The organism is Pseudomonas triclosanedens (assembly GCF_026686735.1).
In the GTDB taxonomy this organism is placed as follows: Bacteria; Pseudomonadota; Gammaproteobacteria; order Pseudomonadales; family Pseudomonadaceae; genus Pseudomonas; species Pseudomonas triclosanedens.
The window spans coordinates 3,771,491-3,795,103 of record NZ_CP113432.1; the positions used below are offsets into that span (position 1 = coordinate 3,771,491).

Consider the following 23,613-nt stretch of genomic DNA (forward strand, 5'->3'; position numbering starts at 1 on the left):
CAACACCCATGAAAAAGGCCATCGCCATCCTGGCAGCCGTCGTCGCCTTCTCCGCCCATGCGGGGGAAAAACTCGTGGTCGGCGCCACCCCGGTGCCCCACGCCGAGATCCTCGAGTTCGTCAAACCGGAACTGGCCAAGGAAGGCGTCGACCTGGACATCAAGGTCTTCACCGACTTCATCCAGCCCAACCTGCAGCTCGCGCAGAAGAACCTCGACGCCAACTACTACCAGTACCGCCCCTTCCTCGATGACTTCAACAAGACCCGTCACACCGACCTGGTGCCGGTGGTGGGCATCCACATCGAGCCCTTCGGCGCCTACTCCACCAAGTACAAGTCGCTCGCCGAGCTGCCCGACGGCGCCAGCGTGGCCATCCCCAACGACCCGGTGAACACCGGCCGCGCGCTGGTGCTGCTGGCCGAGAACGGCCTGATCAAGCTCAAGGACCCGACCAACCCGCAGTCCACCGAGCGCGACATCACCGACAACCCCAAGCACCTGAAGATCCGTGAACTGGAAGGCGCCCTGCTGGCGCGCGCGGTGAAGCAGGTGGACCTGGCGTTCGTCTTCGCCAACTACGCGCTGGAAGCTGGCATCGACACCAAGAGCGCGCTGATCGTGGAGAAAGGCAAGGACCTCTATGCCGAGTTCCTCGTTGCCCGTCCGGACAACATCCAGGACCCGGGCATCCAGAAGCTGGCCAAGGCGCTGAATTCGCCGGAAGTCCGCCAGTTCATCCTGACCCGCTACAAGGGCGAGATCGCGCCGGCGTTCTGATCGAGCTCCGGAATCGGTCTGCTGCGCGTCGGCCATGCCGCGTTGGGCAGGGACTCGTAATGCGCGGAGTGAACTGCGCTTCCGAGTCCCTGCCCGCCTTGCCTGGCTCTAGCTCGCAAGACCTTGATCTCACAGGTGACAACAAAAGCCAAAACAGAAGGCAACGCATGACCTACGAATCCGCACCCAAGGACCTTCGTGACCAGGCGCCCCGGCTACTCCCGGCGCGCCGCATCGACAACGACGCCCAGGCCCTCTCCGCCGCCCACGAAGTGGCCCGCCTGGCGAAACCCGGCGCCACCGCCCGCGACCGCGAGCGCGCCCTGCCCTGGCGCGAGCTGGAGCACTTCACCGCCCTCGGCCTGGGCGGCATCAGCATTCCCCGCGCCTACGGCGGCGCGCAGGTGTCCTACGCCACCGTGGCCGAAGTTTTCCGCGTGATCTGCGCCGCCGACCCGGCGCTGGGGCAGATTCCGCAGAACCAGTTCGGCCTGCTCAACGTCATCGACAACGTCGCCAGCGACGCGCAGAAGCGCGTGCTGTTCGGCGGCGTGCTGAACGGTCGGCGCATCGGCAATGCCGGCCCCGAACGCAACACCCGCAACACACTGGAACTCAAGGCGCGGCTGCTTCGCGACGGCGAAAACTTCCGCGTCAGCGGGGAGAAGTTCTATTCCACCGGCGCGCTGTTCGCCCACTGGGTCGCGGTGAAAGCCATCGACGAGGAAGGCCGCGCGGTGATGGGCTTCGTCGAACGCGGCGTGGAAGGCCTGCGCATCGTCGACGACTGGTCCGGCTTCGGCCAGCGCACCACCGCCAGCGGCACCGTGTTGCTGGACAACGCCCCGGTTTCCGGTTCGCTGGTGATCCACAACGGCCGCCTCGCCGATGTGCCGAACATCCAGGGTGCCGTCTCGCAACTGATACAGGCCGCCATCGATGCCGGCATCGCGGCGAACGCCCTGGAAGACGCCATCGACTTCATCCGCACCCGCACCCGCCCCTTCATCGACGCGAACGTCGAGCAGGCCAGCGAAGAGCCCTTCACCGTCGCAGAGATCGGCCGCCTGCAGGTCGAACTGCACGCTGCCGAAGCACTGCTCGAACGCGCCGGCCATGTGCTCGACGAGGTCAGCGCGCGGCCCATCGACGACGAGTCCGCCGCCCGCGCGTCGATCGCCGTGGCCGAAGCCAAGGTGCTGACCACCGAGATCAGCCTGGCCGCCAGCGAGAAGCTCTTCGAGCTGGCTGGCAGCCGCGCCACCCTCGCCGAATTCAACCTCGACCGCCACTGGCGCAACGCCCGCGTGCACACCCTGCACGACCCGGTGCGCTGGAAAGTCCAGGCAGTCGGCGCCTACCACCTCAACGGCGCCCGCCCGGCGCGTCATTCCTGGATCTGAGGAGCGCCGATGAACAGCCTCGTACAATCTCCCCTGCAGCAGAGCAGCCCCATCCACATCATCCGCAGCGACGACGAAGCCCTGGACGTCGCCCGCGCCCTGGCCGCCGACTTCCGCGAAGGCGCCATCGCCCGCGACCGCGAACGCCGCCTGCCGTGGGACGAACTGGAACGCTTCAGCCGCTCCGGCCTGTGGGGCATCACCGTGCCCCGCGAATACGGCGGCGCCGGCGTTTCCCGCGTCACGGTGGCGCGCGTGATTGCCATCATCTCCGCTGCCGACGGCTCGCTGGGGCAGATTCCGCAGAACCATTTCTACGCCGTCGAACTGCTGCGGGTGAACGGCAGCGAAGAGCAGCGGGCCCGCCTGTTCGCCGAGGTGCTCGCTGGCGTGCGCCTGGGCAACGCGCTGGCGGAAATCGGCACGCGCACCGCCCATGACCGCACCACGCGCCTCACGCGCGAAGGCGGCGAGCTGCGCATTCACGGTCGCAAGTTCTACTGCACCGGTGCGCTCTACGCGCAGCGTATTCCAACGCTGGTGATCGACGACGAAGGCATCCAGCAACTGGCCTTCATCCCGCGCGACGCCGACGGCGTTACGGTGATCGACGACTGGTCCGGCTTCGGCCAGCGCACCACCGGCAGCGGCAGCGTGGTGTTCGATGGCGCGCCCATCGACGAGGACGACGTCGTGCCCTTCCAGAGCGCGTTCGAACGCCCGACCACGGTCGGCCCCTTCGCGCAGATCCTGCATGCCGCCATCGACGTCGGGATCGCCCGTGGCGCCTACGAGGATGCGCTGGTGTTCCTGCGCGAGAAGGCGCGGCCGTGGATCGACTCGGGCGTGGACAAGGCCAGCGAAGACCCGCTGGCGATCAATGAAGTCGGCCGCCTGGCGATCCGCCTGCACGCCGCCGAAGCGCTGCTCGACCGCGCGGGCCGGGTACTCGACGCCGCCACCGCCGGGCCGGACGCCGAGAGCGTCGCCGCCGCCTCCATCGCCGTGGCCGAGGCGCGGGCGATCACCACCGAAGTCTCGCTGCTGGCAGGCTCCAAGCTGATCGAACTGGGTGGCAGCCGCGCCAGCCTCGCGGAGCTCGGCCTGGACCGCCACTGGCGCAACGCCCGCGTACACACTCTGCACGACCCGGCGCGCTGGAAATACTTCGCGGTGGGCAACTACTACCTCAACGGCAAACTGCCGCCGCGCCGGGGGACCCTATGAGCCAGAAGCAGATCCTCCTCAACGCCTTCAGCATGAATTGCGTCGGCCACATCAACCACGGCCTGTGGACGCACCCGCGCGACCGCTCCAGCGACTTCAACAGGCTCAGCCACTGGACCGATCTTGCCCGCCTGTTGGAGAAGGGGTTGTTCGACGGACTGTTCCTGGCCGATATCCTCGGCGTCTACGACGTCTACCAGAACGGTATCGACCTCACCGCGCGGGAGGCTATCCAGTTGCCGGTCAACGACCCGCTGATGCTGGTCTCGGCGATGGCCGGCGCAACACGGCACCTGGGCTTCGGCGTAACCGCCAACCTCACCTATGAGGCACCCTACCCGTTCGCCCGGAGGCTCTCCACACTCGACCACCTGAGCGACGGACGGGTGGGCTGGAATATCGTCACCGGCTATCTGGAAAGCACCGCCCGGGCGATGGGCGAACACAGGCAGATCGACCACGACCGCCGCTACGACCGTGCCGACGAATACCTGGAAGTGCTCTACAAGCTCTGGGAAGGCAGTTGGGAAGACGACGCCGTGCTCGCCGACCGCCAGCGGCGGGTCTACGCGCAGCCGGGCAAGGTGCACAAGGTCCGCCACCACGGCGAATTCTTCGATGTCGAGGGCTACCACCTCAGCCAGCCATCGCCGCAGCGCACGCCACTGCTGTTCCAGGCCGGCGCGTCCGACCGCGGGCTGGCTTTCGCCGCGCGTCACGCCGAATGCGTGTTCGTCTCGGCGCAGACCCGCGAAGCCACTCGCGGGCTGGTCGAACGCATCCGCCAGGCAGCGGTGGACGCCGGCCGCCACGCGGATGACATCAAGGTGTTCATGGGCATCAACGTCATCGTCGCGCCGACCGACGCCGAGGCCCGCGACAAGCTCGCCGAGTACCGTCGCTTTGCCAGCGCCGAAGCCGGCCTTGCGCACTTCGCCAGCACCACCGGCATCGACTTCTCGCGTTACGCCCTGGACGAACCGATCCGCTATCAGAAGACCAACGCCATCGAGTCCGCCACCAGGGCCCTGACCGTAGCCCGCACCGACGCCACCGTGCGCCAGTTGCTCGAACAGCTCGCCCTCGGCGGTCGCTACACCACGCTGGTGGGTGACCCGGTGCGGGTGGCCGATGAGCTGCTGGGCTGGGTCAACGAGGCCGGTCTCGATGGTTTCAACCTCACCCGCACCGTGGAGCCGGAAAGCTATGCCGACTTCATCGAGCTGGTGGTTCCCGAACTGCAGAACCGCGGCGCCTTCAAGACCGTCTACGCGGACGGCACCCTGCGGGAAAAACTCTTCGGCACCGGCCGCGCCCGACTGCCCACGCGGCACGTCGGCGCGAGCTTCCGCCAGGCAACCGCCACTGGAGCGACTCCGGCCCTCTCCCTGTAAAAATCAAAAAAGGATTCGTTGCCATGCCTGCACATCTCAAGCTGACGCTGAGCCTCTCCCTTAGTCTTCTCGCCGCCGGCCTCGCCCAGGCCGCCGACAGCCTGCGCCTGGGCACCACCGCCGCCTTCGCGCCGCCGCTGGAAGTGGCGGTGAAGGAAGCCGCCCGGCAGGGGCTGAAGGTCGAGCTGGTGGAGTTCACCGACTGGAACGCGCCGAACATCACCCTCGACCACGGCGACATAGACGCCAACTACTTCCAGCACACCCCCTTCCTGGAAAACGCCAACCGCGAAGGCGGCCTGCACCTGAAGGCATTCGCGCCGGGGATCATCAACAACGTCGGCCTGTATTCCACCAGGTACAAGGCCATCGCCGACCTGCCCGACGGGGCCAAGGTCGCCATCGCCAACGACCCGATCAATGGCGGCCGCGGCCTGCAGCTGCTGCAGAAGGCCGGCCTGCTCAAGCTCAAGGACGGCGTGGGCTACAAGGCGACCCTGGACGACATTGTGGCCAACCCCAGGCACATCCAGATCATCGAGCTGGAAGCCGTGCAACTGGTGCGCGCCCTGGACGACGTCGACCTGGCACAGGGCTACCCGCACTACATCCGCCTGGCCGGGACCATCGACCCGAACAGCGCACTGCTGTTCGATGGCATCGAGAACAAGGAATACGTCATCCAGTTCGTGACCCGCGACGACTTCAAGGACCCCGATGGCAGGCTCAAGCGCTTCGTCGAGCTCTACCAGCATTCGCCGCAGGTGCGCGCCGCCCTGGACAAGGCCCACGGCTCGCTCTACCAGCCGGGCTGGAATTGACGTCACCGTACACCTGCGGTTGTAGGGCGTATAACGCGCCAGCGTTATACGCCGCGCAGCCGCCGGCGGATAACCTGTTCCAGGTTATGCGCCCTACGTTCCTGGCAATAAAAGCGCAAGCGTTTCTGTAGGAGCGGACTCCGTCCGCGATAGGTTCGCCTGGCGCCGGATGCCATCGCGGACGAAGTCCGCTCCTACGCCAGCTGTCGCTCCCAAACTCAGAACAGGCCCCCACCATGGTCATCTTCAACCGCAATCTCGAACTTGCCACCCAGCACATCGCCCTGCGCGGGCTGGGCAAGACCTACGCCGGCCACCACGGCCCGGTGGAGGCATTGAGCGACATCGAACTCTCCGTCCGCCGTGGCGAAGTGTTCGGCATCATCGGCCGCAGCGGCGCCGGGAAGAGCTCGCTGATCCGCACCCTCAATCGACTGGAGAACCCCAGCGTCGGCCAGGTGCTGATCGACGGCGAAGACATCGGCGCCTTCGACGCGCGTCAACTGGTCGGCCTGCGCCGCCGCGTCGGCATGATTTTCCAGCACTTCAACCTGATGTCGGCCAAGACTGTCGCACAGAACATCGCCCTGCCCCTGCGCGTGGCCGGCGTGCCGAAGGCGCGCATCGCCGAGCGGGTGGATGAACTGCTGCAACTGGTCGGCCTCCTCGACAAGCGCCACGCCTATCCGGCGCAACTCTCCGGCGGACAGAAACAGCGCGTTGGCATCGCCCGCGCGCTGGTGCATCAACCGGAAATCCTGCTCTGCGACGAAGCCACCTCGGCGCTCGACCCGGAAAGCACCCAGGCCATCCTCGCGCTGCTGCGCGACATTAACCGTCGCCTGGGCCTGACCATCGTGCTGATCACCCACGAGATGGCGGTGATCCGCGAAATCTGCGACCGCGTGGTGGTACTCGAACGCGGCCGCATCGTCGAACAGGGCGACGTCTGGGAAGTGTTCGGCAGCCCTCGCCACGAGGTCACCCGCACTCTGCTCGGCTCGCTGCAGCAGCATCTGCCGCCGGACCTGCTGGCGCGGCTGCAACAGCCGTCGGACAACGAAGTCATCCTCGACCTGCACTACACCGGCGTGCGCGAGCAGGAGCCGGATCTGCTGGCCATCGCCCAGGCGCTGAACAGCCGCGTCAGCCTGCTGCACGGCGGCATCGAGCGCATCCAGGGCCGCGCCCTCGGCCGTCTGCTGCTGAGCGTCGCCGCCCCCGCAGCCAGTGCGCCGCAACTGCTCGAACGCGCCCAGGGCGTCGCCGACCGCCTGGAGGTACTCAGCCATGCCTGAACGCCTGCTGCAGGGCCTGCTCGATACCCTGCTGATGATCGGCATGTCGTCGGCCATCGTCCTCCTGGCCGGCATTCCGCTGGCGCTGGTGCTGGTGACAACAGGCCCCGGCGGGATCTTCCAGGCGCGCCTGGTCAATCGGAGCCTCGGCAGCGTGGTCAATGTGCTGCGCTCGATACCGTTTCTGATACTGATGGTCGCGCTGATCCCCTTCACCCGCCTGATCGTCGGCACCAGCTACGGCGTGTGGGCAGCCGTGGTACCACTGACCATCGCCGCCACGCCGTTCTTCGCGCGGATCGCCGAAGTCAGCCTGCGCGAAGTGGACCACGGCCTGATCGAAGCCGCCCAGGCGATGGGCTGCCAGCCACGTCACATCATCTGGAACGTGCTGCTGCCGGAGGCGCGGCCAGGTATCGTCGCCGGTTTCACCATCACCCTGGTGACCATGATCAATTCATCGGCGATGGCCGGAGCGATTGGCGCCGGCGGCCTCGGCGACCTCGCCTACCGCTACGGCTACCAGCGCTTCGACACCCAGGTGATGCTCACCGTGATCATCCTGTTAGTGGCGCTGGTGACTCTGATCCAGTTCGGCGGCGACCGCCTGGCACGCTGGCTGAACCGGCGCCTCTGACTTCTCTTCCTCGGCGATCGAGCGGCGGAAGCCCTTGATCGCCTCGCCCAGGTCGGCCCCCACCCCCTTCAGCCGGCGGGTGCCGAATACCAGCACCACCACCGCCAGCAGCACCAGCCAGTGTTTCCAGTCGAACAGTCCCATGACGCAATCCTCGGTTGATCGGTTGGCCGAAGGTTAACGGGATTCCGACGACGCCGATGCCGCCCCGCGACGAACTCCGGGCGCTGATCGAACGCGCCGACGGCGAACTTTCCGCACGCGCTGGAAATTCTTAACGAAATCCCCCGGCCGCCAGCGCCCACAGGCCATCCGCGAGCCGCGGATATCCAGTATCCCATTGATATATAAGGATTTATCAAGAAGCCAAAAAGGTGGCACAAAGCTTGAGTAAGGCGCATCGACAACAACAAAAAAGGCGTGCCTTCAATGAACCGATTCAACCCTGCCCTCCGACTGTCCTGCGCCCTCCTGCTGGGCGGAGCCCTGCCCTTCGCCCAGGCCACCGAAGGGGGCGGCTCTTCCTGGCCGATGGGCATCGAGAACTACCTGATGGGCGTAGTACCGCCACCGGGCATCTACGGCCAGGTCTTCGCCGCCGACTACCGCGCCGACAGCCTGCGCGGAAACGACGGCCGGGAACTGCCGGTGGACTTCGACCTGCACGTGAGTTCCATCGTGCCGCGCTTCATCTGGGTCACCGAACAGCAGATGCTCGGCGGCAACCTGGGCTTCCATGCGGTGGTGCCGCTCAACCGCATGCGCCTGAAGATGGAGGGCCAGCGCGAGAGCAAGAGTGGCCTGGGCGACATCCACGTGGGGCCGTTCCTCGGCTACCACTACAGCGACAAGCTGCATGCCGCCACCGGTATCGACGTGGTGCTGCCCACCGGCTCCTACGACAAGCACGACCTGGTCAACCTCGGCCGCAACTACACCACCCTGCAGGCCATCTACGCGCTGAGCTACATCGACCCGCAGGGGCTCAATGCCGACGTACGCCTGATGTACGACTACAACTTCGAGAACCAGTCCACCGATTACCTGTCGGGGCAGGAACTGCATGCCGACTACGCCGTCGGCTGGGGCCTGGGCAACGGCTGGGTAGTGGGCGTGGGAGGTTACATCTACCGCCAGGTGAGCGACGACGAACAGGACGGCCATCGTATCGACGACAACCGTGGGCGGGCCTTCGCCATCGGCCCATCGGTGCAGTACAGCGCGGCCTCCGGCTGGCACCTGAGCGCCAAGTGGCAACAGGAAAGCGACGTGCGCAACCGCCCGGAAGGCGCGGCCTACTGGCTGAAGTGGACCTTCCCGCTCTGAACCGCGCGGCGACGGCGCCCCGGCGCTGCCGTCGCCGCAGCCTTCAGCGCTTGAGCCGGTAGCTGACCTGGGCGCGGCTCATGCCGAGCATCTGCGCGGCAGCGGTGATGTTGCCCTGGCTACGCTCCAGTGCCAGCTTCACCAGCAGGCTCTCGATGGCATCCAGGCTGGTGCCCAGGGCGTCCTGGCGACCAGCGATGAACGCCTGCAGGCTGGCCAGCACCGGCTCGCCGGAGGCGCCACGGTTCTGCTCGCTCTCGAACGCAGCCTGCAACAACTGCGCATCGGCCAGCGCGGTGGCGTGCAGCTCGCCGGGCAGCGGCAGGCTGCCGAGGCGGCCCGACGGCGTCAGGCCGACCGGTGCGGCAATGCTGCGATCGCCACCCAGGGTCAGGTGGCTGATGTCCATCGCGGCACCGTCCGGGCAGGCGATCACACCCCGCTCGATGAGATTCTGCAGTTCACGGATGTTGCCGGGGAAGGCGTGGGTCAGCAGCGCGTTGAGCAGCCGCGTGGTGAAGCCGGCGAGCCGACGACCGTGGCGCTCGCTGAAACGCCTGAGGAAGTGGTTCATCAGCAGCGGAATATCTTCGCGGCGTTCGCGCAGCGGCGGCAGGTGGATCGGGAAGACGTTCAGGCGATAGAACAGGTCCTCGCGGAATCGCCCGGCAGCCACCTCGGCACGCAGGTCCAGGTTGGTCGCCGCCACTACCCGCACGTCCACGCGGATCGGCGCATTGCCGCCAACCCGTTCGATCTCGCCTTCCTGCAACGCCCGCAGAATCTTGCTCTGCGCCGCCAGGCTCAGGGTGCCGATTTCGTCGAGGAACAGGGTGCCGCCGTCGGCGCGCTCGAAACGCCCGGCGCGGGTACGCTCGGCGCCGGTGAAGGCGCCCCGCTCGACGCCGAACAGCTCGGCCTCCACCAGGTTCTCCGGCAGCGTCGCGCAGTTCAGCGAAATCAGCGGCATGTGCTGGCGGCTGCTGGCGCGGTGCAGATTCTCGGCAAAGAGTTCCTTGCCCACGCCGGACTCGCCGGTAAGCAGCACCGTGGCCTGGGTCGGCGCCACGCAACGCAGCAGATGGCTGGCGGCGACGAAGGCCGAGGAAATTCCCACCATCCGCCGCGCATCGGGCTCGTCCGGCGCGGGCACATCGTCCAGCCGCGCGACCTCCATCTCGCTGGCGAAGGCATGGGGTGCGCGGCTGATGAAATCGCGGGCATCCAGGTGGGCGAGGTCACGCTGCACATCGTCCCATTGCTCGGCGGGCTTGCCGACGATGCGGCACACCGACTGGCCGCAGGCACGGCACTCCACCTCGCGGAACACCACCAGGCGGCCCAGCAGCGACGACGCATAGCCGCTGGCGTAGCCGATGGCCATCCAGCAGGCGCTGTCGTTGCCAATGCCGTACTGGGCAATGTGCACATCGGCTTCCACCGAATTGTGCCAGAGGAACTCGGCGTCGAAGTGCCCCAGGCTGTTGTCCATCTCGAAGCGCAGCGCCTCGACATTGAGCATGCCTTCGAGCATATGCAGGCGAGGTCCGGCGGAGAACAGCGCGCTGGGGTCGCCCTGCGGCCACTGCTCGCTGACCTGGGAAGCGTCGGCCGCCCCTGCCTGCCAGCCCGTGCGGGTGAACACCTCGCGGGCCTTGAGGGTGCCGAGGTTCTCCACCAGTTCACGGCGCAAGGTGCCGAGCGTGGAGGTCTGCAGCAGCACCATGCGCTGGCCGCACAGCCAGATGGAACCATCCTGTGGCGAAAAGGCCACCGTCTCGGCCAACTCGCCGGCGGACGGGCAGCCACGGTTCTCGAGGCCGGTGGTGCTCTCCACGATCAGCCGCTTGCGGCTCTTCAGGAGGTGCTCCAGGAACCGCTCTTCGAGTGTCGCGCGGTCATTATCGTTATGTCTTGAGGCAGTCATTTCAGGCAGGCACAGGCAGGGAATCGGCTCCAGTATGCCCACCCGGCCCACGCGGTCAATCGCCACGGTCGATCCTCGACCAGCGCACGTTCGATCAACGCACCAGGCAACCAAGGCAATTCGACGAGGCGGCGAAAAGTCTTCACAAAATTCTGCGCGACGGGATTTCACCGAAGCCGCCCGCTCATCGAAAAATAAGTGTATCCAGTTGATAAATAAGGAAATTAAAGGGAATCACAACTTCTGGCACGGCCCTTGTTAAGGCCCTTGTACAGCGCCCAGCGCATACAACAAGACGGTGCCCGTGCCATGACCTACTGCCCTTCCCCGCTCCACCCGCCATCGCACCCGATCAGCCAGCTGAAACCCACGGCCTGATCCGCTTCGCGCTTTCCCACTGAACAACAAGAGAGAGGACTCCATGAGCTTCCCCCTGCCCCCCTATGCCGATCTGGACCTGCAACCGCTGGCCGGCCACTGGCGTCACGGCGCTTCGCCGCGCCAGCTGGAAGTCCGCGATCCCTACACCGACCAGTGCCTGCTGAGCCTGCCGCTGGCCACCCGCGAAGACCTCGACCAGGCCTACCAGGCAGCCAGCATCGCCCAGGCCGCGTGGGCCGCGCAGCCGCCATCGGCCCGCGCCGCGGTACTGCTGCGCGCAGTCGAGCTGTTCGACCAGCGCCGCGAAGAAATCATCGGCTGGATCATCCGCGAATCCGGCAGCACACGGATCAAAGCCGAGATCGAATGGGGCGCCGCGCGCGCCATCACCCTGGAGGCGGCCTCGTTCCCGAGCCGGGTACACGGACGCATCATGGAGTCTGACATCCCCGGCAAGGAAAGCCGTGTGTACCGCCGCCCGCTGGGCGTGGTGGGAGTCATCAGCCCGTGGAACTTCCCGCTGCACCTGACTCAACGCTCCGTGGCGCCAGCGCTTGCGCTGGGCAACGCGGCGGTGGTCAAGCCAGCCAGCGACACTCCGGTCAGCGGCGGCCTGCTGCTGGCGCGTCTGTTCGAGGAGGCCGGCCTGCCCGCTGGCGTGCTCAGCGTAGTGGTCGGCTCCGGCAGCGAGATCGGCGACGCTTTCGTCGAACACCCGGTCCCGGCGCTGATTTCCTTCACCGGCTCGACCCCGGTGGGCCGTTCCATCGGCCGCATCGCCAGCGGTGGCGCGCATCTCAAGCACGTAGCCCTGGAGCTGGGCGGCAACAGCCCGTTCGTGGTGCTGGCCGACGCCGACCTGGAACGCGCGGTCCATGCCGCCGTGGTGGGCAAGTTCCTGCATCAGGGGCAGATCTGCATGGCGATCAACCGCATCATCGTCGAGCAGCCTCTCTACCAGGCGTTCTGCGAGCGCTACGCCGAGCGCGTGAAGGCGCTGCGCTGCGGTGACCCGAGCGACCCGGCCACGGTGATCGGCCCGGTAATCAACCAGCGCCAGCTCGACGGCCTGCTGGGCAAGATCGACAAGGCTCGCGCGGAAGGCGCCCGCGTGCTGGTGGAAGGCGCCGTGGAAGGCCGCGTGCTGCCACCCCATGTGTTCGCCGACGTACACCCGGAGATGGAAATCGCCCGCGAGGAAATCTTCGGCCCACTGGTGGGCATCCAGCCGGCGCGCGATGCCGAGCATGCGCTGGAGCTGGCCAATGCCAGCGAGTTCGGCCTGTCCAGCGCGGTCTTCGGCGGCGACCTGGAACGCACCGTGCGCTTCGCCCGGCGGATTCACGCCGGCATGACTCACGTGAACGACATCCCGGTGAACGATGCGCCCAACGCGCCCTTCGGCGGCGAGAAGAACTCCGGCATCGGCCGTTTCAACGGCGACTGGGCCATCGACGAATTCACCACCGACCACTGGCTCAGCGTGCAGCACGGCCCGCGCCCGTACCCCTTCTGAGCGTTCCTTCGAACAACCACAACAACGGAGAAGCCCATGCCTTGCATCCCTTCCCGCGGCGTTCGCCGCATCCTGCCCGCCAGCCTGGCGCTGGTGCTCACCGGCATCGGCCTGCCGGCCCTGGCCGACGGTGACGGCCAGTGGCACGGCGGCGCCAATGTCTACGCCAAGGTCTGCGGACACTGCCACGAGGCAGGCGTCGGCCCGGTGATCAAGGGTCGCCAACTGCCGGTTGAGTACATCAGCGCCATAGTCCGCCACGGCTTCCGCGCCATGCCGGCGTTTCCCGCCGCCTACATCGACGACGACGCGCTCAAGAGCGTGGCGCAGTACATCCAGCAGTCCGCAGCGCCCGCGCAAGCGGCCAGGTGAGGGCATCGCGATGAATATCGAACGTCGAACCCTGCTCAAGGGCATGGCCCTGGGCGCCGCTTCCGGCGTCGCGCTGAACCTGCCGGGCAGCGCCTTCGCCGGCGCCCTGGGGCAGCGCAGCGGCGCTCCGGCGCTGGTACTGCTGGAGCGTCCGGCCCGCGACTCGGCCTTCTACCAGGGCATCCTCGCGGCAACCGACACCGCGCCGCGCGTGCTGCAGGCCAGCGCCGACGGTGAGTTCCTCGCCGCACTCGCCGCCCAGTTGCGCAGCGGTGGCGAAGTACTCGGCCTGCTCGACGACGCCAGTGCCCTGCTGGCAGTCGAGCAAGCACGCAGCGCCGGTGCCCGCGTGCGTTGGCTCGGGCAGCACAGCGTGGACGGCAGCCGTTCGCGCCACCGTCTGCTCAGCGCCGACGCCAGCCACGGCTGCGCCAGCCGACTGGGGCACGCACTGGCTCTCTGCGGCGCCGGCTTCGCCATCAGCGAGTCGCGCCTGGACGGCCTGCACACCCCGTCGCGACTGCAAGCCGCGCCGCGTCGCGCCGGCCAGCAGGAGCAATGGGCCGCCGCCCTCGGCTTCGCCCTCGCCGGTGCCGCGCCCGGCCGCATCGCCCCCAACATCGCCGCCAGCGGGCTGAGCGGCCATTTCGTGTCTTTCTCGATCCAGGCCTGAAGGAGCCCGTCCCATGACCGAAACCAATCAGAACGCCGTGCTCCCCCGTGGCGTGGCAAACACCGAATTCGCCAAGGCGGTGACCAAGTTCCGCGCCCTGCTGGGCGAGGACAACGTGCTGCTCAAGGATGACCAGCTGGTGCCGTACATGAAGATCATGATGCCGGTGCCGGACGCCGAGCACGCGCCGTCCGCTGCGCTCACCGCCACCACCGTGGAGCAGGTGCAGGGCGTGGTGAAGATCTGCAACGAGCACCGCATCCCGATCTGGACCATCTCCACCGGCCGCAACTTCGGCTACGGCTCGGCGGCACCCGGCCAGCGCGGCCAGGTGATCCTCGACCTGAAGAAGATGAACAGGATCCTGCATGTCGACCCGGAGCTGTGCACCGCGCTGGTGGAGCCGGGCGTCACCTACCAGCAGTTGTACGACTACATCGAGGAAAACAACCTGCCGCTGATGCTGTCGATGTCGGCGCCGTCGGCCATCGCCGGCCCGGTGGGCAACACCCTCGACCGTGGCGTGGGCTACACCCCCTATGGCGAGCACTTCCTCATGCAGTGCGGCATGGAAGTGGTACTGGCCAATGGCGACGTGCTGCGCACCGGCATGGGCGGGGTCAAGGGCGAGAATAGCTGGCAGGTGTTCAAGTGGGGCTACGGCCCGAGCCTGGACGGCATCTTCACCCAGTCCAACTTCGGCATCTGCACCAAGATGGGCTTCTGGCTGATGCCCAAGCCGCCGAAGTACAAGCCGTTCGCCATCCGTTTCGAGAACGAGAGTGACATCGCCGAGATCGTCGAGGTCCTGCGGCCGCTGCGCATCGCCCAGATCATCCCCAACGCGCTGGTGATCGCCAACGTGCTGTGGGAAGCCGGCAGCGCCAACGTGCGGCGCAGCGACTACATCCGCGAGCCGGGCGCAACCCCGGATTCGGTGGTCAAGCAGATCATGAAGGACAAGGGCCTGGGTGCCTGGAACGTGTATGCCGCGCTGTACGGTACCGAAGAGCAGGTGGAGGTGAACTGGAAGATCGTCCAGCAGGCCATCGCCGCACTGGGCAAGGGTACGCTGATCACCGAGGAGGAAGCCGGCGGCACCCAGCCGTTCGACTACCGCGCCAAGCTGATGAAGGGCGTGCCCAACCTGCAGGAGTTCGGCCTGTACAACTGGCGTGGCGGCGGCGGCTCGATGTGGTTCGCGCCGGTCAGCCAGGCGCGCGGCAGCGAGACCGACAAGCAGATGCAACTGGCCAAGCGGATCCTCAACAAACATGGCCTGGACTATGTCGGCGAGTTCATCGTCGGCTGGCGCGACATGCACCATGTGATCGACGTGCTCTACGACCGCACCGACCCGGCGCAGACCCAGGCCGCCCATGCCTGCTTCAGCGAGCTGCTGGATGAGTTCGAGAAGCTCGGCTACGCCGTGTACCGGGTGAATACCGCGTTCATGGACCGCGTGGCGGACAGCTACGGCCCGGTGAAGCGCCGCGTGGATCATGCCATCAAGCGTGCGCTGGACCCGAACAACATCTTCGCCCCCGGCAAGTCCGGCATCGACCTCGACGCCTGACCCCTCCGCGCGGCCCCGTTCGCGGGGTCGCGCTCGTCGCCTGTGCCGGCCCACCCGGCGCGGGACGGCTACGCTTCGAGCATCGCGCCGCCCTCCGTGCCCAGCACGGCTCATGGAAGCCAGGCGCCCTTGTCCGCCGCGGAGGCGCTCGTCATGGCTCACCCCCTCTCCAGCCTCGGTATCGTGCATACCGCTATCAGCCTGGTGCCACTGGCCGCGGGCCTCTGGGCCTTCCGCCGCGCCGGACGCATCGACCCACGCACCGTGCTCGGCCGCTGGTATGTGTATGGCATGAGCGCCTCGGTGCTGACCGCCTTCGGCCTGTCCAGCACGGGCGGCTTCAATGCCGGGCACGCCATCGGCATCCTCACCCTGCTGACTATCGTGGTGAGCTGCTACGCGCACCGCTTCGGCGCGCTCGGCAACCTGCGCGACTACCTGGAAACCGGGGCGATGAGCTTCAGCTTCTTCCTGATGATGATCCCTACGCTCAACGAATCGCTGTCGCGCCTGCCACCGGGCAATCCCATCGGCAACGGCCCGGACTCGCCACCGGTGCAGACGGCCATTCTGGTCGCGCTGGTTCTTTTCGTGGCTGGCGTGCTCTACCAGTTCTACCGCATCCATCGCCGCCGCGTGCCACCCGCGCGGCCCGCGCACTAACCGGCGACGGTCTATGCTGGCGGGTCCATCGTCCGGGAGCACTGCCATGACCGTCCGCCGTATCGTCGCCAACCTCGCCGCCGGCAAGCCCGGCGAAGTCGCGCGCTTCTATCGCGAGCTGTTCGACCTGGATATCGTGATGGACCACGGCTGGCTGATCACGCTTGCCAGCGCTGGCAGCGCACTGGTGCAACTGAGCCTGGCCAGCGAAGGTGGCTCCGGCGCGCCGGTACCGGACCTGTCCATCGAGGTGGACAACCTCGACGAGGTGCACGAACGCGCCCTCGCTGCCGCCCAGCAGGTGGTCTACCCGCTGACCGACGAACCCTGGGGTGTGCGCCGGTTTTTCCTGCGCGACCCACTGGGCACCGTGATCAACGTGCTGGAACACAGCCACTGAGACCACCACGGGAAGGCTGCGCGCCATCCCGCGAGTAGTCTTGCGCCGTTGCCGCTCAGCGGTTGAGGAACGCCAGCAGGTCCTCGTTGACCTGATCCGCCTGGGTAGTGCACATGCCGTGGGAGCCGCCCTTGTAGACCTTCAGCTCGCCCTGCCGGACGAACTCCACGGAACGTCGGCCAGCGGCGTCGATGGGGACGATCTGGTCATCGTCGCCGTGCAGGATCAACGCCGGTACGTCGATCTTCTTCAAGTCTTCGGTGTAGTCGACCTCGGAAAACTCGCGGATACACAGGTACTGGCCGTGGATGCCGCCAGTCATGCCCTGCAGCCAGAAATTGTCGATCACCCCCTGGGAAACCTTGGCGCCCGGCCGGTTGTAGCCGTAGAACGGCAGCGCGAGGTCCTTGTAGAACTGCGAGCGGTCCTCCCTCACGCCCTTGCGGATACCGTCGAACACCTCGATCGGCAAGCCGCCGGGGTTGGCTGCGGACTTGAGCATGATCGGCGGCACAGCGCCGATCAGCACCGCCCCGGCCAGCCTCCGGGTGCCGTGGCGGCCAATGCAGTGCGCTACTTCGCCACCGCCGGTGGAGTGCCCGACCAGCGTTGCGCCCTTGAGGTCCAGCGCGTCGATCAGTGTCGCCAGGTCATCGGCATAGGTATCCATGTCGTTGCCGGCGGACGGCTGGCCGGAACGACCATGTCCGCGGCGGTCATGGGCTATGACCCGGTAGCCCTTCTGCACCAGGAACAGCATCTGCGCATCCCACGCATCGGCGTTCAGCGGCCAGCCGTGGGAGAACACCACCGGTTGGCCACTGCCCCAGTCCTTGTAGAAGATTTCGGTGCCATCTTTCGCTTTCACGATGCTCATTTGGGTCGTTTCCTTCATGGATTGGTTGAAAAGAAACGCCGCGACTACAGCGTCGGCGAACCGCTCTACGGCAGGGGCTGAGCATAGATGGGCAGCGGGGCCGGACGCTGCCGCGGGCAGGATTTCCGACGAGCGATCGCTCCGTCCGGCTTACCTTGCGCGCACTGGCGGGGCTGACTAGGGTGAAACCACTCCCGACGCACGCAAGCCGAACTGCCGGAGCCCCATCATGTCCCTCGTGCTCTACGGTCATCCGTTCTCCTCGTACACGCAGAAGGCCCTTGTCGCGCTCTACGAGAATGGCATTGCCTTCGAGTTCCGCTGCCTCGGGCCGGACAAGCCGGAGCACACCGACGACTGGCTGCGCCTGTGGCCGCTGGCCAAGTTCCCGCTGCTGCGGGACGGCCAGCGCAGCGTGGTCGAGACCAGCATCATCATCGAGTACCTGCAACTGGCCTACGGCGGCCCGCAGCGCCTGCTGCCGGACGATCCGATGGCGGCGCTGGACGTGCGCTTCCTCGACCGCTTCTTCGACCTGCATGTGATGAGCCCGGTGCAGCATGCGGTCAGCGGCGCGCTGAGCGGCGATGCGATCCGCCGGCGCGACGGCCTGGCGGAAGCGGTGACGAAACTGCAGCTCGCCTACGCCTGGCTGGAGAGCCATATCGCCGGCAGGACCTGGGCCGCCGGCGAGCACTTCACCCTCGCCGACTGCGCGGCCGCGCCAGCACTGTTCTACGCCGACTGGACCCACCCCGTCGGCGACGCCTACCCCGGCGTTCGCGCGTACCGCTCGCGCCTGCTGGCCCGCCCGTCGTTCGCCCGTGCGGTGGAAGAGGCCCGGCCCTATCGCCCGCTGTTCCCGCTGGGAGCACCGGAACGGGACTGACCGCGACGGTGCGGCCTGCGGGCGTCGGGAAGGTCTCTGTCGCGCTGCGCCAGGGCCATCGTGCTTTGCGTCCTCGCCCACGCTTTGCCAGAATGCGCACCCTTCACGCAGCGACGCCATCCATGACCGACATCCCCATCGAACTGGTCCAGACCGGCCCCGAACACGCCGAGCTGATCCGCAACCTCTACCAGTACTACGCCTACGACTCGTCGGACTGGGAACAGGAAGACGTGGAGGTCGACGGGCGCTTCTACGTTCACCAACAGCACCTGGCGCGCTATTGGAGCGAGCCGCAATGGAGCGCCAACCTGATCCTCGCGGACGGTTTCATCGCCGGCTTCCTGCTGATCGAGCGCAGCGAACTGGAAGGCGTCGAAGCGCTGGAGCTGGCCGACCTCTTCGTGCTCAGGAAGTATCGCCGGCTGGGCATCGGCCGTGCGCTGGCGACCCAGGTGCTGCTTGGCGGCGACACCCCCTGGCTGGTGCGTTTCTATCGCCAGGACAGCGTGGCCCAGGCATTCTGGCGCGCGGTACTGGATGACCTGCCGCGGCCTGTGCTCAGGGTAGAACCGGGGGACGACTCGCAACTGCTGAGCTACCTGGTGACGACCTCGACCCACTGACCTCCCGGGTTGCCGGCGCCGGGCAATTCTGCTGGGATGCCGGTATCCCCGCGGCACGAGACACCATCATGGCCTCCTACGAGGAACTCTTCGCCATCGGTGAACGCTTCGAAGCCTTCATCGCCCACGGCCTGCCGGACGAAATCGCCGGCGCCCGCACGATACAGGCCAGGCTCGCCGAGCCGGGCGTCATCGGCGACACCACCCGCCAGCGCATCGGCAGGATAGAGCGACGCTACCACCTGCTGGTGGCCGGCGAGATGTGGTGCCCGGACTGCCAGATCAACGTCACCGTGCTGGATTACCTGCAACGCACCCAGCCACGTATCGACATGGCGATCATCACCAAGGGCCGCGCCGAGGACGACCTGCGCGAACGGCTGGAACTCGAACGCATCCCGATACCGGTGGTGGCCGTACTGGACGAGCGCTTCCAACTGGTCGGCCGCTTCATCGAACGGCCGCAGGTGGTGGTCGCCGGCGGCGACGCGCTGAAGCCGGACTACCGCGCCGGGCTCTACCTGGAAAGCACCCTGACCGATCTGCTCGACATCCTCGAAGCCGCCGAAGGCCGCGCCTGAAAGCCCGCACGGAATCAGCCCGTGCTTGTTCGCGACGTCTGGAACGCTGGCTCCGGATGCTCACCTGGCGCTGCGCCTTCCTGCCCGATTGATTCGCTGGCGCACGCCCTTCGCCTTGCCCGACGGGGCCTTGAAGAGGCCCTGAGTCCCTCCGCCCGTCCCGTTCGAGGACAGCCGCCCATCCCCTGCCCCGCCACCCAGTGAACTCCGGCCATCTGCCGGCTGTCTGTCAGCTGTCGGCCCTCCGGGCGGTTCGCATGGCCCTTGGCCAGTTGGCGCAGGAACGCGCCCCGCACCGTCCGTTGACGTTCGCGTCCACAACAATTCGCCGGGCCGGCGATTCCGCTCCCGTTCGACGGGTCTGTTTCTATCGCCATGTGAAGATTGCCCATGTCCCTATCCCGCCCGTTCGCCCCCCGTGTTACCTCCCTCCGGACCCACGCCGCCAGTGCCTGCCTGTTCGGCGGTCTGCTGGCGGCCACGATGCCCGCCGTGGCCGAAGAGACGCCCGGCAACACCCGCTGGGTGAACGACAGCCTGACCACCTACGTGCGCAGCGGCCCGACCGACGGCTACCGCATCGTCGGCACCCTCGTCTCCGGGCAGAAGGTCGAACTGCTGAAGACCCAGGACGATTACAGCCAGGTGCGCAGCGAGAACGGCAGCACCGTCTGGCTGCCCAGCCGCGACCTGCAGGACAAGCCCGGCCAGGCCGAACGCCTGCCGCAACTGGAGCAGAAGGTCACCGAGCTGACCAGCCAGCTGGCCGGCATCGACGACGCCTGGAAGGCCCGCGTGCAGGGCATGCAGGAAACCCTCGACGCGCGCAGGAAACTCATCGACGAGCTTCAGGCGGCACGCACCTCCCTCGATAGTGAACTCAGCCAGGCGCGTTCGGAGCTGCGCGCGGCGCAGGCGCAGCTCGGCGATGAGAACAAGCAGGTGCTGATGCGCTACATGACCTACGGCGGCAGCATCGCCGGCGCCGGCCTGCTGGCTGGCCTGATCCTGCCGACGCTGCTGCGCGTGCGGCGCAAACGTAACGACCAGTGGGTCTGACCATCCGCCGTTCCGGCAAGCGTCAGGCATAGGCCTGATCGGCGCCCACGGGGCAGGCCGCTGGGGCACGTTTCCCAGTGGCTGCGCCTGGCCGTGGCGGCACGTTCTGCGCCGGCATTGCGGACCAGGCGCCGGAAGCCCGGTGTTGCACACCTCAGCCGCTTGGGCCCGCTGCTACTGACCAGGTGCTTGCGGCCCACCGCAGCGGGCGGCCCATCCGGGCCGTCCATCGATGGGGTCATGGCACAGGCGATGTCGTCGGGCAGGCCATCAGTAACCGCGCAGATCATCCACCGGCATCGCCGGCGGCATGCCGGTGATGTGTTCCAGCGTACGGCTGACGATTCCCAGGGCATTGTCGAAGCAGCCGTGGGACGAATCGATCCAGGTTTCCGGGCTCTTGCAGGTGAGCACCCGGGGCGCGCTCAGCACCTGGATCCTCCCACCTTTCCTGAGCCCCGCCTTCGCCAGCGCCTGCCGCCAGTTGCCCAGCGCCTCGCCGGTGGCCGACGAGCCATCCCAGCCGCGATAGCCGGTGTCCAGCACATTCTCCAGGCCGAGGATCGGCGTGCGCAGGTCGCCCTCCAGGGCGTTGGATACCAGGTACAGCAGCGACTTGCGGTAGATCGCCGCGGTGTTGTCGTCACGCTCGACCTGGTCGGAGAGAATGTCCAGGTACAGTTTCTTCATCAGCCTGTCGTGGGGCGCGTAGTGGCGGTTGGCGAACTGCACGGTGCAGGCCGGCGCGTAGAGATGGATCGAGGCCACGCACTCGTCGACCCCGCGCGCCGCCATCGCGTCGATCAGCCAGCCGAGGAAGATCGAGCCGGCGGAATGGCCGACCAGGTGGATTTCCAGGTTCTTGCCCCAGGTTCGTTGCAGGTTCTGCAAGGCGCTGACCAGCAGGTCGCCGCCGCGCGTGGTGAGGGTGGCGAACTCGGCGTTTTCCTTCATCTCACTCCAGATCGGCCGCGCCAGCGGCCGCCCGACGGTCGCCTCCAGCAAGCTGTCGGTGGCGTCGGTCAGGGCCTCGCGTACGCCGCCAGCGCGCGCCGGCTCGCTGCGGAAGCGGTCGGCGATGATGTCGCCGATGGACTCCAGCACGCCGGTCTTCCACACCACGAACAGCGGGTAGCAGCCATTGCCGATGAAGAAGCGCCCCATCGCACGGGCGCGGGTGATCGCCGCGTCCTCGCTGTTGAGGCCGCCGTGACAGTAGATCACCAGTCGCTTGGTGGCCGAGTCCTGGCTACGCAGCCACTGGTCAGGCAGGGTGCACGCCTGGAACAGCAGCGTTCGGGTCAGCTCGTCCTGGGTCAGGTAGCGGCTCACCCGGCCATCGTTGCCCAGCACTACGCTGTGTTCGTAGGCAGTCGCTTCGTCCCACCACTGACTCTTGTTCGCGCCCGCCCTTGCCGTGCTCTGCTGGCTGCTGGAGGCCAGCCGGCCAAGTACCACGCCCGGCACCCCGAGGGCTGCCACCCAGGCATCCATCGCGTTGGCCAGCCAGTCGGCATAGGTGAGCACGGCGAACCCGCCGCTGCCCCAGCTCTTGCCCCAGGAGTTCTGCACGATGAAGCCGTCGCCGTTGAAACCGACCAGGGCGAAGGCATGGCCGTTTTCCTGAGAAGCCCGCCCGTTGAAGGCGATGCGCGGCACCGTGGTGTGATTGATCGATGCCGGCGTCTTTTTCCCCTTGCCGGTCTTCAGTTCCCAACCGTCATGGGTGAACGCCGATACGTAGATGGCGCCCACTTCCTGGATGGCCGCCTGCAGGTCGGTGATCGACTTGACGTCGATGCGGTAGTACACGCCCAGGGTAGTGCGGATCGCGCTGGCGACGTAGCCGAAACGTGGCTGGGTGATGCCTTGCGCCTTGTAGGGCCAGTCCGTTTCCGGGCATACGCCGTGGTGGAACCAGCCTTTGAGCGCGCCCCGGCAACTGGAGCCTTCGTAGTCTTCGCCGGAATACTCGTCGTAGCGCCGCGCGAAGTCATACAGCATGCGCGGGCTGACCGGCTGGAAGTTGAACTCCGGTTCGCGGCCCTGCTTGCGCCAGAGCAGGTAGTTGATCACGCAGGCAAGGCCGAAGCCGGTGCAGGCGCCCTCCTGCCCCTGGTCGAGAATCAGCCCGGCCTTGGTGTAGCGCACCAGGTAGTTGGACAGTTCGGCGCTGCTGGGGTACTCCTCCATCAGGCTGACCGGCGGCGGCAGGTAGGGACGGTCGCGCAGGTCCACAGGGTCCTTGCTGGCATTGAGCCTTGGCATCCCGGACGCCGGGCTCGCGGCGCCGGCACCCGCGCCCACCGCGGGCGGGGGTGGGAGGGCCTGGCTGGCGATCTCGAACACGCTGAAGAAACGATCCAGCCCGTGGCTGCCGCCATTCACCAGCTTGCGGGCGGCGAGAAAATCCCTCGCCTTGCCGACCAGTCCCTTGGGCAGCACGGCACGCATTTGCTTCGCGCAGTCGGCCAGGAACTGCGCCAGCAGCGTGGCCGCCACTTCAGGCGCATTGGCGAGGTCCGGCTGGCTGACGATGTCCACGTCGATGACCGCGGCATATTGCGTGTAGTTCGCCCGCCCGGTCAGTTGCACGAAGCCACGGCCACGGAAGCTCGCGCCATCGCCCTGCTGGATGTTACCCAGGTCCCTACGCCCCTCGTAGGCGCTGAACGATGGCTGCCCGGCCAGCGTATTGAATTGCGAGGGGAATTCAGAGATCGGCACGAAGCCTTCGGTCTCCGCGCGAATGGTGCCCAGCGCCGCCAGCACCATCGCCCGGCTGGTCAGACCGGCCACTTCGAGCGCGGCCGCTACATACGGCAGATAGCGGCGGACACTGGAAGGCTTGGCCGTCGGAAACAGCGTCTGCACTTCCGGCAGGCTGAAGCCGATGCCCTGCAGCGGCAGCAGGTCGAGCAGGCTCAGGCAGTACGCGCCGACCACGCCGTCGGCGATCACCCCGACACCGGACTGCCAGTGCCGCACCGCCGACTCGGTCTGCGCATCGAACACATCGCCGTTGGCAAGCCCCTCAAACTGCGCGGCGTCCGCGCCCAGTACCTCGGCCAGCCGCTTGCGCAGTTTGCCGACCGCCGTTCCCTCATGACCCTTGAACAAGAGTGTGTCCATGATGCCGTCTCCCGCTGTCCGCCGATGATTTGCGATGCAACACGGCACGTTGCCCA

The 23,613-nt window shown here is 67.1% G+C and carries 22 protein-coding genes; 18 read left to right on the top strand and 4 right to left on the bottom strand.

All coding sequences use genetic code 11. From position 1 onward, the window contains the following. Positions 1-8 precede the first annotated feature (8 nt). The 7 genes from OU419_RS17495 to OU419_RS17525 all read left to right on the top strand — a co-directional run bounded on the left by OU419_RS17495 (position 9) and on the right by OU419_RS17525 (position 7,559). Positions 9-779, top strand: coding sequence for a MetQ/NlpA family ABC transporter substrate-binding protein (locus tag OU419_RS17495; RefSeq protein ID WP_254475713.1), 771 nt, complete (start codon positions 9-11; stop codon positions 777-779). Positions 780-946: 167 nt separating this feature from the next. Beyond that, positions 947-2,182, top strand: coding sequence for an SfnB family sulfur acquisition oxidoreductase (locus OU419_RS17500; RefSeq protein ID WP_254475712.1), 1,236 nt, complete (start codon positions 947-949; stop codon positions 2,180-2,182). Positions 2,183-2,191: 9 nt separating this feature from the next. Beyond that, a complete protein-coding gene (locus tag OU419_RS17505) occupies positions 2,192-3,409 on the top strand; it encodes an SfnB family sulfur acquisition oxidoreductase (RefSeq protein ID WP_254475711.1) in 1,218 nt (405 codons plus the stop codon). Then, positions 3,406-4,803: an LLM class flavin-dependent oxidoreductase gene (locus tag OU419_RS17510; RefSeq protein ID WP_254475710.1), complete on the top strand. Its 1,398-nt coding sequence runs from the start codon at positions 3,406-3,408 to the stop codon at positions 4,801-4,803. Before OU419_RS17505 ends, OU419_RS17510 begins: the two co-directional genes overlap by 4 nt. 23 nt (positions 4,804-4,826) lie before the next feature. Beyond that, on the top strand, positions 4,827-5,624 hold the full coding sequence (locus tag OU419_RS17515; protein WP_254475709.1) for a MetQ/NlpA family ABC transporter substrate-binding protein: 798 nt from the start codon (positions 4,827-4,829) through the stop codon (positions 5,622-5,624). A gap of 236 nt (positions 5,625-5,860) precedes the next feature. Next, entirely contained in the window at positions 5,861-6,922 is a 1,062-nt protein-coding gene (locus tag OU419_RS17520; RefSeq protein WP_254475708.1) for a methionine ABC transporter ATP-binding protein, read from the top strand. Further along, complete coding sequence (locus OU419_RS17525) at positions 6,915-7,559, top strand: methionine ABC transporter permease (RefSeq protein WP_254475707.1); 645 nt, start codon at positions 6,915-6,917, stop codon at positions 7,557-7,559. Before OU419_RS17520 ends, OU419_RS17525 begins: the two co-directional genes overlap by 8 nt. Here the strand turns inward: OU419_RS17525 and tatA are convergent. Then, a complete protein-coding gene (gene tatA / locus OU419_RS17530; protein WP_254475706.1) occupies positions 7,488-7,703 on the bottom strand; it encodes a twin-arginine translocase TatA/TatE family subunit in 216 nt (71 codons plus the stop codon). The two genes, OU419_RS17525 and tatA, sit on opposite strands and share 72 nt — an antisense overlap. 285 nt (positions 7,704-7,988) lie before the next feature. Here tatA and OU419_RS17535 point away from each other — a divergent pair, with 285 nt between their 5' ends. Then, positions 7,989-8,885 (top strand): SphA family protein, encoded by an 897-nt coding sequence (locus OU419_RS17535; protein ID WP_254475705.1) that lies wholly within the window; start codon positions 7,989-7,991, stop codon positions 8,883-8,885. Between the two features lie 43 nt (positions 8,886-8,928). Here the strand turns inward: OU419_RS17535 and OU419_RS17540 are convergent, their stop codons facing one another. After that, on the bottom strand, positions 8,929-10,812 hold the full coding sequence (locus OU419_RS17540) for a sigma-54-dependent Fis family transcriptional regulator (protein WP_254475762.1): 1,884 nt from the start codon (positions 10,810-10,812) through the stop codon (positions 8,929-8,931). Between the two features lie 421 nt (positions 10,813-11,233). On the opposite strand from OU419_RS17540, the gene OU419_RS17545 reads away from it, so the two are divergent. The 6 genes from OU419_RS17545 to OU419_RS17570 all read left to right on the top strand — a co-directional run bounded on the left by OU419_RS17545 (position 11,234) and on the right by OU419_RS17570 (position 16,393). Then, positions 11,234-12,709, top strand: coding sequence for an aldehyde dehydrogenase family protein (locus tag OU419_RS17545; protein WP_254475704.1), 1,476 nt, complete (start codon positions 11,234-11,236; stop codon positions 12,707-12,709). Between the two features lie 36 nt (positions 12,710-12,745). Further along, positions 12,746-13,081, top strand: a complete 336-nt coding sequence (locus OU419_RS17550; RefSeq protein ID WP_254475703.1) for a c-type cytochrome — start codon at positions 12,746-12,748, stop codon at positions 13,079-13,081. A gap of 10 nt (positions 13,082-13,091) precedes the next feature. After that, positions 13,092-13,754 carry a hypothetical protein gene (locus OU419_RS17555; protein WP_254475702.1) on the top strand — a complete coding sequence of 221 codons (663 nt, stop codon included), beginning with the start codon at positions 13,092-13,094 and terminating at the stop codon, positions 13,752-13,754. Positions 13,755-13,767: 13 nt separating this feature from the next. After that, positions 13,768-15,330 (top strand): FAD-binding oxidoreductase, encoded by a 1,563-nt coding sequence (locus OU419_RS17560; RefSeq protein WP_254475701.1) that lies wholly within the window; start codon positions 13,768-13,770, stop codon positions 15,328-15,330. A gap of 153 nt (positions 15,331-15,483) precedes the next feature. Then, entirely contained in the window at positions 15,484-15,993 is a 510-nt protein-coding gene (locus tag OU419_RS17565) for a hypothetical protein (protein WP_254475700.1), read from the top strand. Between the two features lie 46 nt (positions 15,994-16,039). Next, positions 16,040-16,393 carry a VOC family protein gene (locus OU419_RS17570; RefSeq protein WP_254475699.1) on the top strand — a complete coding sequence of 118 codons (354 nt, stop codon included), beginning with the start codon at positions 16,040-16,042 and terminating at the stop codon, positions 16,391-16,393. Between the two features lie 55 nt (positions 16,394-16,448). Here the strand turns inward: OU419_RS17570 and OU419_RS17575 are convergent, their stop codons facing one another. Further along, the gene (locus OU419_RS17575; protein WP_254475698.1) at positions 16,449-17,270 is read right to left on the bottom strand and encodes an alpha/beta fold hydrolase; all 822 of its coding nucleotides are present in this window, start codon (positions 17,268-17,270) and stop codon (positions 16,449-16,451) included. A gap of 229 nt (positions 17,271-17,499) precedes the next feature. Between OU419_RS17575 and OU419_RS17580 the strand changes: the two genes are divergently transcribed. The 4 genes from OU419_RS17580 to OU419_RS17595 all read left to right on the top strand — a co-directional run bounded on the left by OU419_RS17580 (position 17,500) and on the right by OU419_RS17595 (position 20,425). After that, complete coding sequence (locus OU419_RS17580; RefSeq protein WP_254475697.1) at positions 17,500-18,159, top strand: glutathione S-transferase family protein; 660 nt, start codon at positions 17,500-17,502, stop codon at positions 18,157-18,159. 122 nt (positions 18,160-18,281) lie between these two features. Then, positions 18,282-18,785, top strand: coding sequence for a GNAT family N-acetyltransferase (locus OU419_RS17585; RefSeq protein WP_254475696.1), 504 nt, complete (start codon positions 18,282-18,284; stop codon positions 18,783-18,785). Between the two features lie 68 nt (positions 18,786-18,853). Continuing rightward, a complete protein-coding gene (locus tag OU419_RS17590) occupies positions 18,854-19,366 on the top strand; it encodes a thioredoxin family protein (protein ID WP_254475695.1) in 513 nt (170 codons plus the stop codon). Between the two features lie 390 nt (positions 19,367-19,756). After that, positions 19,757-20,425, top strand: a complete 669-nt coding sequence (locus OU419_RS17595) for a TIGR04211 family SH3 domain-containing protein (protein WP_254475694.1) — start codon at positions 19,757-19,759, stop codon at positions 20,423-20,425. 270 nt (positions 20,426-20,695) lie between these two features. Here the strand turns inward: OU419_RS17595 and OU419_RS17600 are convergent, their stop codons facing one another. Further along, positions 20,696-23,557, bottom strand: a complete 2,862-nt coding sequence (locus OU419_RS17600; RefSeq protein ID WP_254475693.1) for a C1 family peptidase — start codon at positions 23,555-23,557, stop codon at positions 20,696-20,698. Positions 23,558-23,613: the final 56 nt, after the last annotated feature.